This is a genomic window from Pseudanabaena sp. SR411 (assembly GCF_002251945.1).
Classification (GTDB): Bacteria; Cyanobacteriota; Cyanobacteriia; order Pseudanabaenales; family Pseudanabaenaceae; genus Pseudanabaena.
The window spans coordinates 1-11,123 of record NZ_NDHW01000253.1; the positions used below are offsets into that span (position 1 = coordinate 1).

Genomic DNA, 11,123 nt, shown 5'->3' on the forward strand with positions numbered 1-11,123 from the left:
AACCTAAAAAGCACGGGCGCTTACCTAAAAGCATTTTTCGTCTTGGTTTTGATTCTCTGCGTCACTTCATCTTTGACCTTCATCTTAATTCTCAAGCCTTTTTTAACTCCATTAATTTTTTGTCCTGTACTTAGACCAAGCCACAAAATAGCTACGCCATTTTGTGGCTTTAAAACCCTCACTGGGTTTGGTTTTTAATTTACGAAAGTGTGACCACACTTTCGTGAATTGGTATTACTTGCTCAGAAAAAGGCGAGGAATTAACCTATAATTTCAAAGCTTTCTTACGCATATAGCAATCCTAGATCCCGATCTCTAATGAAAAAAAAGGATAGTTGGTTTCATATTGCCCTACGTTGGGAAGGCTCGGTAGTTCCAGAAGTTTTACCGCGATCGCTATTATGTGGATTGTTTGGGGTGGTAATTTATACTCTTCATCTCTTGAGTATCAAAGTTTCTTTACCGATTTTAGGTAGCATTATTCCTAATATCGTACTGGGTTTATTACTCGTATTTCGTACCAATACAGCCTATGAACGCTTTTGGGAAGGACGGAAAGCATGGGGAACTCTCGTAAATACAGTACGGAATCTATCACGACAAATTTTAGTAGCAATTTCAGAGCAACAACCAAGAGATCGCCAAGCTAAAGTTGCGGCAGTTAAGCTATTACCAGCTTTTGCGATCGCCTTAAAACTACATTTGCGATCGGAACCAGTGAACGCTGAACTCGAAGCCAACCTCTCTTCTGAACAATTTCATCGCCTTAAAACGATGAATCATCCACCTCTTGAAATTGCCTTTTGGATTAGTAGCTATCTTCAAGAACAAGCTCAACAAGACAAGCTTGATCGCTATCAGCTTAGTGACATGGTTCAACTTTTAAACTACATGATTGATGTTGCAGGCATTTGTGAACGTATTCTTAGAACCCCAATTCCTCTTGCTTATTCTATCCATTTAAAGCAATTATTAATGATTTACTCTTTGTCACTTCCCTTCCAAATGGTTGATCAACTAGAATGGATGACTGGACCAATCGTCGCTCTGATTAGTTTTACTCTCTTAGGAATTGAAGAAATTGGTATTCAAATTGAAGATCCCTTTGGTCATGATGCCAATGATTTACCACTAGATAATATCTGTAATAGCATGATGCGAAATATTGAAGATTTACTGTTGGTTAGCAATGATAAGGATTCGGCAATCTAACAAGTAATCAATTTGTGATGGTGCTGCAAAGCAGCACCATCACAAATTGATTACTTGGTTTGCGAAATCTTTAGCAAAATATCATTAACTATCTCTGGCACTTCATCCTGTGGACAATGCCCCGCATTGGGAATGTCAATAAATTCCTTAACACAATCAAATCTCGTAAAAGACTTACGTCCCAATTCTATCGGCTCCCAAGGATCGCGATCGCCCCATAGCACGATCGCCTCACAGGGTAAAATCGCCAGCAAATCTTCAGGTCTTGGTCCCTGTGAATAGCGCACAAAAGCCATAAATACATCAACAGCATGAGGATTTTGAGCAGGCTTGATTAAAATTTCAATTAGCTCATCGGTAATAGCACTAAGATCTACATAGGCTTGCGACAAAATTTGTTTTACCGATCGCGGTTTACGTACTTGATCGAAAAATAATTTGGCGATCGCTCGATTACCCAAAATGTTTTGAACAGTCTTGACGCTCAAGCGCTTAAACCAAGGCATCGATAATTGATTTTGCTCTTGTAATAGTCGCAATGAACAGTTAATTAATACTGTTGTGGTGATCAGTTCAGGGGCATAGATCGCCGCTTGCATAGCCACCACTGCGCCAATCGAATTACCCACCAATATGGCGCGATCACCCACCACCTCACGCACAAAATCAGCAACCTGATGCCCCCAAGTCTCGAAGGTATAGGGCAACTCACTCGGTTTGGGCTGAGCCGAAGATCCAAAACCTATTAAATCGATCGCATAAACCCTAAATTTTTGCGCCAAAACTGGCACATTTTTGCGCCAATGCCCCACCGAAGCGCCAAACCCATGAATCAGGACAATCGCAGGCTTATCTTTTTCTAATCCTTGATCCTCTAATCCCTCAGCGCAATAACCAATCTCATAGCCTCGCCATGTCCAAAAGCGATCGGCAAACTTACGATAATCAAAAAACATTACAACAACTTAATTTATGGGCTAGGAAGAGGTAGTACAAGGTATCCTCTACTTTCTAAAAGGTAAACTTATGTGAAGCAATTAGAACTAGCTAATTTCGCCTATCCTATCATTGACTAGAGATTAGCCTCTCGTAATTATATTTAGCTTATTTAGCCCCAAACTCATTGTATGTTTGGGAATAGGTATTTTTATAACTTTTCGATAACATTTTGGAGATTTAAACGTGGCTCTTCCTTTGTTGAATTACGCTCCAGCATCGCAAAATTCTCGCGTCGCTGGATATACAGTTGGTAGTGACAGCACACCTCGCATTTATAACACTGCAAACCTGCTTTCTAGTGGTGATCTAGGTGAACTGATTGAAGCCGCCTATCGTCAAATTTTCTTCCATGCTTTTGCAACCGATCGCGAAGTTGCTCTAGAATCGCAATTGCGTTCTGGAAATATCTCGGTCAGACAATTTGTGCGTGGACTAGTACTTTCTAAGACCTATAGAAGCAGTTTTTATGACAAAAACAGCAACTATCGTTTTGTAGAGCAAACTGTTCAACGTGTTCTTGGTCGTGATGTTTACAGCGAAAAAGAAAAAATTGCTTGGTCAATCGTAGTTGCAACCAAAGGTATTGAAGGTTTCATTGATGCGCTAATCAACAGCGATGAATATCTTGAAGCTTTCGGCGATGACATCTTGCCTTACCAACGTCGTCGGGTTCTACCTAGCCAAAGAATTGGCGAAGTGCCTTTCAATCTCAAGTCTCCTCGCTACGATGCTTACCATCGCGCACAGTTGGGCTTCCCTCAACTTATCTGGCAAAATACTGTCCGCAGCTATGTGGTTACCGACAGAGCGCCAAAGACAGGCGATCCAGCTTTGTTCTTGAATATGGCTCGTAGCGTTGCGGCTCCTCCTGCTACCACAACCCCTATATCTGCTCAAAACCTTGACTACGAACGTTTAGTTCCTCGTCGCTAAATCTCAACTTAAAGGGCAAGGTGTAAACCCTCTTACTCTTTAAAACCCAGAAAGCAAAGGGGGCGCTAAGCGCCCCCTTTGCTTTGACTGCAAATTACTATAAAATTTGTGTCAAAACTAACTAAAGTTTGTTTGTCCCTCTTAAGTCTTGTCTTTATTTTTCACTATTTTCACTAATGGATATTCATCAATTTCTCGAACTCTTTGTCGGTCGTTGGCGATCGCAACGCAGCGATCATCAATTTAGTCAGGGAAATGGTAATGATACTCGTTCTGTGATTGAGATTACCGCCTTAAGTCTTGATGATCCAGACTTGATTGCGATTTGCCAGAAATATGACATTAATCCAAATACTGTCATGCATCCGATGAAGATGTCATGGGAGGAAGAATCTCTAAGCAGTAATAAGCATAAGGGACAGGCCTTAGTTGTGCCTGTCCCTTATGATCTCGCTTCACCACAAAAAGGCTTGATTTTGACCAAACAAGGTAAGGGTGTCTATGAGCTTGGGGCAGATGAAGCTCTAACAATTCATACAGTGACTGCTCAAAATGTGATCGAGGAGCGAATTTGGTATGGAAATCCTAACTTAAGATTTCGCGTGGCAACTTTGTTGCAATGTGATCTTGCTAGCGATCGCCGAGTCCAATCTTCTAAGTTTTATTCGGAAATCCGCAGTATTCCACCAAAGGCATAAAATATAGCTGTAGTCACTTGTATTAGTACAAGGCAAAGCCCAGTAATAGAATGGCGGCGCGCAGCGCCGCCATTCTATTACTGGGCTTTGCCGCATTTACTTTATGTCTTTAAGAGATGTGATACTAATGTCCAGACTTCTAAGCCGATAAAACCTGCTAAAAAGATAAAAATTGCAATATTTAAACCAGCTTTAATTTTTTCCATATGCTTACTTTATTTAGACTCTGTAAATAGATTTAGAAAGATGTAGAACGAACATTACTTAGCCCGCCCATCCTAAAGCACTCAACCCCAAACCAAGATATTTTTGGAAAGTGGTGCGAAGCACCACTTTCCAAAAATATCTTGTGGTTTGTCTGATTGATATCTGCTTGATAATTGTTGTGATCTATTCCAGCCTGTCATATTTTGATGAATTAAGTGCTTAAATAAACCAAATAATTTTGACTAGAAAAATCATCCCTTTATTCTAGTTGAGTTAAACTTAACCGTTATTACATTCAAGTGTGAGGATGTACTGCTGTGAATTGGGTCAAAAGGTTTAGTATTCTCGGCTCTGTGGCGATCGCATCTTTGACGATTGCTCAAGCCGCCTCGGCACGTTTTGTGATTTTTGTTGCAGGTAATGATGCTGTAACGTTACAGAGAGTTCGCACTGTCTCCCCAACTGCTTTTGCAACCAAGATCAACGATCAGCCTGTAATTCAGGCAGGTACATTTAACTCGGAAATTAGTGCTGATAGCCTCGCGATCGCCTTGCAACAATCGGGGCTGTCAGCTCAAAAGTATTTTAAAGCTTCAGGTGGCAAGGAAAGTAATGTTCAAGTTCCTTTCTCAGAAACCTCAACCTCTTCCTCTTCCGTAGTCTCCTTGCCTAGCCCCCAACAGGTTGTCATTCAACCAAGTTCCACTGTTCAACCAGTAAGCTTTCAGGTGGACTCTCAACCCCAAGTTTTTAGCTCTGCACCTCAACAAGCGATCGCCTATAACCAGAATCAATATCAGCAAATCACAACCAATACTGTCGTCCCTCAAGTACAAACCCAGCAGGTGCTTGTACCCCGTTGGCAACAGGTACTAGTCCCAGAGACTCGCCAAGTTGTAACTCAGACAGTTGTACCACAGACTCAAATTGTACAAACAGGCTACGTGCAATCAGGTTATGTGCAACCAACTGCTTACACTCAATCAACATCCTCATATGTGCAACCAACTGTGCAAGCAACAGGTTATACCCAAACTACTGGTTATGTGCAGCCCCAGACAGGATTTATTCCTGCGGCATCTGCTACAACGGTAGTCCCTACCACCTACGACAACTCGATCTCTACAGCTACTAATTATTCCGCAGTGCAATCTCAGCCAATCAATACTGCTTATAGTAGTGGTGCATATACCACCACTACTGGATATAGTAACGAACCACAGCTACCTCAAGCCGCTCAAAATTCGGCATTCCGCTATGTAGCCGCTATACCTGCAACTGCAAACAATCAATTCTTACTGTCACGAGTGCGTCAATATGTTCCTAGCGCCTTTTTCTCTAATTCTGGGCGCGGTACATATATCCATGCAGGTGCTTACCAAAGTCGCGATTCAGCAGAAGCAGTATCTCGCTATCTGCGATCGCAAGGTGTTGACTCACGAGTTCTTTACTTCTAAATATGCCTGTGAATAGCACTTCAGACATTACCCCTGATCCTAGCCAGAAATCAGTACGTCACCTCAAATGGCTTGAGCCTGTCGCCTTGCTTTTTCCCAGTGGCTTTTGGTTAATCGCATTTTTGATTATTCCAACGGCTTTTATCTTAATTCAGAGCCTTGTCCCTTTAGGTAAAACTGAGTTTGGGCTAGACAACTACCAAAGAGTATTTGAGTACGTTGGTGGCAACTTTATCTATCTAGTCGTCGTATGGCGATCGCTGCTTTATGCAATGATCACGACGGGATTTTGTCTGCTTTTAGGGTTCCCTGTCGCTTACTGGCTGGCGGTGATTGCTCCTAAGCGCTGGCGCAACATTTTGCTACTGCTATTTGTCTTGCCCCTATGGACTTCATCCTTATTGAGATCCTATGCTTGGATTACAATTTTGCGCCCGACAGGAGTTTTAAATACCTTTCTAAACTTCATTGGGCTGTCAGGGATCAATGTTTTAAACAAAGCTGAAGGAGTAATTATTGGCATGATTTACACCTATCTGCCCTATATGGTTTTAGTTCTATATACTTCGCTCGAACGTCTAGATTTACGCCTACTTGAGGCGGCGGCTGACCTTGGGGCTAATGCCAAACAAACTTTCTGGCAGGTTACAGTTCCACAGGTTTCCTCAGGGATTATTGCGGGATCGGCGCTGGTATCAATTACAAGTTTTAGCGATTACATTAACCCGCAGCTATTAGGTGGACCTGGTAGTCGCACGATCGCCTCAATTATTGAATTGCAATTTTTAGGTGCAAGTAGCAATCGAGGGTTTGGTTCGGCTCTGAGTATGGTGTTAATTCTTGCCGTAACTATCGTGATTGCTTTGCTAATTAAATACGGCGATCGCAGGGTGGTAAGTGATGGCTAGTCAAATCAATGTGCCTACCGTTAAGCGTTGGCAAACTTGGTATACGGTAATTGCATTCTTTTATATGTACTTACCGATCGCTGTTCTCACGATCTTTAGCTTTAATCAATCCCCTTCACCATCGAAATGGACGGGATTTACTTGGGCGTGGTATGCCAAATTTCTTCAAAATCCAACCTTGCTCGCAGCCTTAAAAAATAGTCTCAGTGTGGCGCTAACTGCGGTATCGATCTCCGCCGTATTAGGCACGCTGACGGCTGTCGGGTTAGCCCGCTATTATTTTCCAGGCAAGAGTTTATATCGTGGTGTTACTTATTTGCCATTGATCATTCCTGACATTGCAATCGCCGTAGCTACCCTCGTATTTTTTGCAGCGATTAAATTACCACTTAGCTTAGTCACGATCGTAATTGCCCATATCGTTTTTTGTTTAGCCTATGTTGCCGTAGTCGTTTCCAGTCGTCTTGCCACGATCGATCCCAAACTTGAAGAAGCGGCTCTTGATTTAGGCGCTACTCCTGTGCAAGCTTTCTTACGAGTATTACTGCCCCAGCTTTTACCAGGGATTGTGTCAGGCTGTCTGCTCGCATTTATTCTCAGCATGGATGACTTTGTAATTGCTTATTTCACCGCAGGCGTTGGCTCAACTACACTACCGATCGCCATTTTCTCGTCACTACGAAGTGGGGGGGTCACGCCCGAATTAAATGCTCTCAGCGTATTACTAATTATTGCTTCAGCATCAATGGCGGCGATCGCCGAAGTGATCAGAAGTTGGGGCAATCATGATTAGGCTTTGATGGTACTTACTAATCTCAAATCAAGCTTCAATTGAATCTAGATCTTTCCGTTCATTGCTTATTTACTAATGTAAATTTAAGCTTATAGTGACAATATATTGTATTTATAATCTCTGCCGCAATTTCCAATAAGCTAGTATAGAAATTAACGAAAAAGCTCTGTAAAGCTTATAAGTTCTAGCTTCTGATATTTACTTAGCACGATTAAACCTGATATCAAAAACTTGGAAATTGTGATACTTTTTTGAAAAGCTTTATCAAAAATTAACTGGTTTTGCAAACATAGGTTAAAAACGTGTGGTATATTACATCTGGCAAAGCTAATCAAAGCTACAGAATGACTCCCCATGAGTGAGAAGCCTTTAAAGCTGCGAATCTCAATTCCACCCGTTGAGGGAATCGAGGACATTCCCATCGCAGCAGTCGAAGTACTCGCTACAAAAATGGGGTTTGATCCTGATGCTGTGCAAGATATCGTACAAGCTCTTACGGAAGCTTTAGTTAATGCGGTTCTTTACAGTACATCTGATCTTGACGTAGAAGTTGTAGTTTTCGCGGCACATACCAGCCTAATTGTAGAAGTCCACGATCGTGGATCGGGTTTTGATATTGATAGTGTACCCCCACCAGATTTTGATTTGATATCCGAGATTGGTGTCAAAAATGGTGGATTTGGTATACATATGATCAAAGCGCTGGTTGATAAGGTCGAGATCGAATCTACCAATCAAGGTACAACAGTCCGTATGAGTAAGTTCCTGTCTATCCCCAAACCCATTCTCCAATCATGACTCATTCCTCATTTTTACAAGATGAACTCAAGATCGTCGAACAAATTGATGGCGATCAAGTTATTCTCAAACTGAATGGTGCTTTGAGTGTAACCACGGTTCCCTATTTTAGACAAGCCGTGCAACCATTTATTGACCGCAAATTATCAGCGATCGTTTTGGATTTTGAAGGAGTGACCAAGATCGTCAGTAGAGGCGTAGGCGCAGCGATCGATATGGCAGTGCAAGCTAAGAAGCAAGGCGGCAAATTACGCCTAGAGAACGTTGGTAAATATGGTCGCTCACTATATATCCAAGGTGTCCATTTAGTAGCTGAAGTTCCTGAATTAGAAGGATTTGAACCTTAAAAACCAATGAATCACCCCGCCGCAAGCGGACGGGGTATTATCAAATTCATTTTTACTAGAATATACTCACACCGCAGAGCGGTGGGTTATTTACCCTCTTTGTTAAATAAATTGTAAGCGTCGCAGAGCGATGCTTACAATTTATTGGTTTTTATTTTAGGAAATAAGCATGAAAATCGTCAGTCGTAAATCGTTGGGCATACAATGTGTTTTCGATATCGGCTTAGAGCAAGATCACAATTTCTTACTAGACAATGGCTATATTGCCTCCAACTGTTTTAATAAATCCCATAGCGTCGCCTATGGATATGTAACCTATCAAACTGCATATCTTAAAGCGAATTATCCTGTTGAATATATGGCGGCTTTGTTGTCTTCGGTCAGTGGTGACCAAGACAAGGTTCAGCGATATATTGCGAACTGTCGCAGTATGGGTATTCCCGTTGTGCCACCTGATGTAAATAGTTCAGGGGAAGACTTTACTCCTCGTGGACAACAAATTTTATTTGGCTTAGCCGCAATTAAAAATCTTGGTGCAGGACCGATCGCTTCAATTTTACAGGCGCGTCAAGATGGAGCTTTTACATCTTTGGCGGATTTATGTAGTCGCCTCGATTCGCGATCTCTAAACAAAAAAGCCTTAGAAGCATTAATTCAAACTGGGGCTTTAGATTTACTAGAGCCAAATCGTCATCAGTTGATGAATGATCTGGATATCACCATGGAATGGGCTTCGCGACGTGCTAAGGAACAAGCGTCTGGACAAGGCAATATTTTTGATTTTTTTGGTGAAAGTAGCCAGACAAAAACCTTTGATACCGCGCCAACCACAACTCGCGTTCAAGACTATTCATCCCAAGAAAAGCTGAGGATGGAGAAGGAATTGTTAGGTTTCTATATTTCCGATCACCCCCTCAGTGTGGTCAGCCGTTCTGCAAAATTAATGGCTCCGATCAATCTCTGTGATATTCCCGATTCATCAGAAACCAAAATCGTGACCGCGATCGCCTTAATTCTGGATATCAAAGAAGTTGTCACCAAAAAAGGCGATCGCATGGCTATTTTGCAACTAGAAGATCTGACTGGCAGCACTGAAGCCGTCGTTTTCCCGAAAACCTTTGATAAAGTGAAGCATCTTCTCGAAAAAGATAAACGTTTGATGGTGTGGGGAAAGATTGATCGCCGTGATGAGCAGACACAATTAATCATCGATAATATGCAGCCAATTGAGTCCGTGAGGATGGTGCGGGTCGAACTTACTCGCGAACAGGCAAGCGATCGGCAAGTCTTGCAACAACTTAAAACCGCCTTAAATCCTAATCCTAATTATAGTAATTCCAATCAAGGCAATTCTGGTTATGGCAATTCTAGCTATGGCAGAAACGAACCTGATAACTCTGGCAAAATCCCTGTAATTGCGGCGATCGAATATATGCCAAAGTTAGTTCGACTAGGCAATCAGTTTTGGGTCGAAGATGAAGAAACTGCTGTTAAAGCTCTACAACAAGCAGGATTCAAAGCCACCTACGACGCACTAGTTACTTAAAACTTACAACGCTTTGCGCTCAAACCCAAACTAAGAGATTTTTTGAAAGTGTTGTTTCGCAACACTTTCAAAAAATCTCTTAGTTTATTTAATCGGTACATTGATGTAAAAGAAGAGGGACAATGCCCCTCTTCTTTTACATTCCTAATTGTCGTCTGGCTTCAAATAAGCCTAGGGCAGCACTCACAGAGAGGTTAAGACTCCTAACATTAGGATGTTCCATAGGGATATAAACCGCAGGATTATTAGCAAGTACTTCTGAAGGTAAGCCACTGGATTCACTGCCAAATAATAGCCAGTCACCATCTTGGTATTGAAATTCTCGAAAATGTTTTGCTCCACGCGCACTAAAGCAAATCCACCTTGCTCCATTGGATGCTTCGCGTAAGGATTCAATATTGGGATGCACAGTTACATTTACATATTCCCAATAGTCTATGCCTGCCCGCTTGAGTTGTCGATCGCTAATTTCAAAGCCCAGAGGCTCAACTAGATGCAAATGTGTATTTGTAGCAGCACAGGTGCGGGCAATATTGCCAGTATTAGGCGGAATTTCGGGATAGATGAGAGCGACTTGCAGCATTGACTATAAATATATTTAAAGACCGTGTTGTTTACACAGTCTCTAAATATAGAAGAATTAAGGTACGAAGTGCCGCAATTCTTTTTATTAGCGTTGAGAACGTTCTTCAATATCTTCTAGGGTTTGGAGGACTAGACGTTTAGCCTGAAGTTTCCATCCCCATTTTTGTAAGGCGATCGCTGCTCCAGTGCCAATAACAGTTGCAATAAAATCTAAAGGCTGTTCCATTGATATACCTAGCAACAAACCTAGCCCTGCAATACCCCAAAAAGGCAGAGATACGGATTGACAATTTTTTTCTACAATTTTGCTAATGTCGTCGGTGGGCATGACTGCGAGTAACTCAGCTTTTGCCTGTTTTTGTTCAGCCCTATTGAGGGATAAGCCGATTTTTTGGCGTAGTTTTTCGATTTTGCGGGCGTTTGTGCTGTATTGCACCAACTCATCTTCTGCCAGCATAATTAAACGCTCTAGTTTTGCCATTGGTAAAAATTTATTAGATTAGGGACTTGCGAGGAAATAAGATACCAATCAATTAGGAACAATGGTTATATCCCATTTGGGTAAAGTATCAGAACGTTGCCAAAATGGAAAATACTGTTTCAAGTCTTCTGGTAGAAGTTTTATGCCCTTCACATAGGC

12 protein-coding genes are annotated in these 11,123 nt (G+C 41.8%); 9 read left to right on the plus strand and 3 right to left on the minus strand.

Annotation, left to right across the window (positions count from 1 at the left end):
• Positions 1-318 precede the first annotated feature (318 nt).
• Positions 319-1,212 (plus strand): bestrophin family protein, encoded by an 894-nt coding sequence (locus tag B9G53_RS25725; protein ID WP_094536272.1) that lies wholly within the window; start codon positions 319-321, stop codon positions 1,210-1,212.
• Positions 1,213-1,262: 50 nt separating this feature from the next.
• Here B9G53_RS25725 and B9G53_RS25730 read toward each other — a convergent pair whose 3' ends face one another.
• Positions 1,263-2,168: an alpha/beta fold hydrolase gene (locus B9G53_RS25730; protein ID WP_094536273.1), complete on the minus strand. Its 906-nt coding sequence runs from the start codon at positions 2,166-2,168 to the stop codon at positions 1,263-1,265.
• Positions 2,169-2,394: 226 nt separating this feature from the next.
• On the opposite strand from B9G53_RS25730, the gene B9G53_RS25735 reads away from it, so the two are divergent.
• The 8 genes from B9G53_RS25735 to B9G53_RS25775 all read left to right on the plus strand — a co-directional run bounded on the left by B9G53_RS25735 (position 2,395) and on the right by B9G53_RS25775 (position 9,898).
• Positions 2,395-3,144: a phycobilisome rod-core linker polypeptide gene (locus tag B9G53_RS25735; RefSeq protein ID WP_094536274.1), complete on the plus strand. Its 750-nt coding sequence runs from the start codon at positions 2,395-2,397 to the stop codon at positions 3,142-3,144.
• Between the two features lie 176 nt (positions 3,145-3,320).
• Positions 3,321-3,842, plus strand: coding sequence for a phycobiliprotein lyase (locus B9G53_RS25740; protein WP_094536275.1), 522 nt, complete (start codon positions 3,321-3,323; stop codon positions 3,840-3,842).
• A 524-nt stretch (positions 3,843-4,366) separates the two neighbouring features.
• Positions 4,367-5,506, plus strand: a complete 1,140-nt coding sequence (locus B9G53_RS25745; RefSeq protein ID WP_094536276.1) for a hypothetical protein — start codon at positions 4,367-4,369, stop codon at positions 5,504-5,506.
• A 2-nt stretch (positions 5,507-5,508) separates the two neighbouring features.
• Positions 5,509-6,414 carry an ABC transporter permease gene (locus tag B9G53_RS25750; RefSeq protein ID WP_094536277.1) on the plus strand — a complete coding sequence of 302 codons (906 nt, stop codon included), beginning with the start codon at positions 5,509-5,511 and terminating at the stop codon, positions 6,412-6,414.
• Entirely contained in the window at positions 6,407-7,207 is an 801-nt protein-coding gene (locus tag B9G53_RS25755) for an ABC transporter permease (RefSeq protein WP_094536278.1), read from the plus strand. Before B9G53_RS25750 ends, B9G53_RS25755 begins: the two co-directional genes overlap by 8 nt.
• A gap of 354 nt (positions 7,208-7,561) precedes the next feature.
• Positions 7,562-8,005, plus strand: a complete 444-nt coding sequence (locus tag B9G53_RS25765; RefSeq protein ID WP_094536280.1) for an ATP-binding protein — start codon at positions 7,562-7,564, stop codon at positions 8,003-8,005.
• Complete coding sequence (locus B9G53_RS25770) at positions 8,002-8,352, plus strand: STAS domain-containing protein (RefSeq protein WP_094536281.1); 351 nt, start codon at positions 8,002-8,004, stop codon at positions 8,350-8,352. The genes B9G53_RS25765 and B9G53_RS25770 overlap by 4 nt, the downstream gene beginning before the upstream one ends.
• Positions 8,353-8,521: 169 nt before the next feature.
• Complete coding sequence (locus tag B9G53_RS25775) at positions 8,522-9,898, plus strand: OB-fold nucleic acid binding domain-containing protein (RefSeq protein WP_094536282.1); 1,377 nt, start codon at positions 8,522-8,524, stop codon at positions 9,896-9,898.
• A gap of 136 nt (positions 9,899-10,034) precedes the next feature.
• Here the strand turns inward: B9G53_RS25775 and B9G53_RS25780 are convergent, their stop codons facing one another.
• The gene (locus B9G53_RS25780) at positions 10,035-10,481 is read right to left on the minus strand and encodes a tRNA (cytidine(34)-2'-O)-methyltransferase (protein ID WP_094536283.1); all 447 of its coding nucleotides are present in this window, start codon (positions 10,479-10,481) and stop codon (positions 10,035-10,037) included.
• Positions 10,482-10,568: 87 nt separating this feature from the next.
• The gene (locus B9G53_RS25785) at positions 10,569-10,964 is read right to left on the minus strand and encodes a hypothetical protein (protein WP_094536284.1); all 396 of its coding nucleotides are present in this window, start codon (positions 10,962-10,964) and stop codon (positions 10,569-10,571) included.
• Between the last annotated feature and the right edge of the window lie 159 nt (positions 10,965-11,123).

What these genes read in the sequence shown, in the direction of transcription:
- B9G53_RS25770 (WP_094536281.1), top strand. Translation starts at nt 8,002, where the DNA reads ATGACTCATTCCTCATTTTTACAAGATGAACTCAAGATCGTCGAACAA.
- B9G53_RS25750 (WP_094536277.1), top strand. Translation starts at nt 5,509, where the DNA reads ATGCCTGTGAATAGCACTTCAGACATTACCCCTGATCCTAGCCAGAAA.
- B9G53_RS25740 (WP_094536275.1), top strand. Translation starts at nt 3,321, where the DNA reads ATGGATATTCATCAATTTCTCGAACTCTTTGTCGGTCGTTGGCGATCG.
- B9G53_RS25785 (WP_094536284.1), bottom strand. Translation starts at nt 10,964, where the DNA reads ATGGCAAAACTAGAGCGTTTAATTATGCTGGCAGAAGATGAGTTGGTG.
- B9G53_RS25730 (WP_094536273.1), bottom strand. Translation starts at nt 2,168, where the DNA reads ATGTTTTTTGATTATCGTAAGTTTGCCGATCGCTTTTGGACATGGCGA.
- B9G53_RS25755 (WP_094536278.1), top strand. Translation starts at nt 6,407, where the DNA reads ATGGCTAGTCAAATCAATGTGCCTACCGTTAAGCGTTGGCAAACTTGG.
- B9G53_RS25780 (WP_094536283.1), bottom strand. Translation starts at nt 10,481, where the DNA reads ATGCTGCAAGTCGCTCTCATCTATCCCGAAATTCCGCCTAATACTGGC.
- B9G53_RS25775 (WP_094536282.1), top strand. Translation starts at nt 8,522, where the DNA reads ATGAAAATCGTCAGTCGTAAATCGTTGGGCATACAATGTGTTTTCGAT.
- B9G53_RS25725 (WP_094536272.1), top strand. Translation starts at nt 319, where the DNA reads ATGAAAAAAAAGGATAGTTGGTTTCATATTGCCCTACGTTGGGAAGGC.
- B9G53_RS25765 (WP_094536280.1), top strand. Translation starts at nt 7,562, where the DNA reads ATGAGTGAGAAGCCTTTAAAGCTGCGAATCTCAATTCCACCCGTTGAG.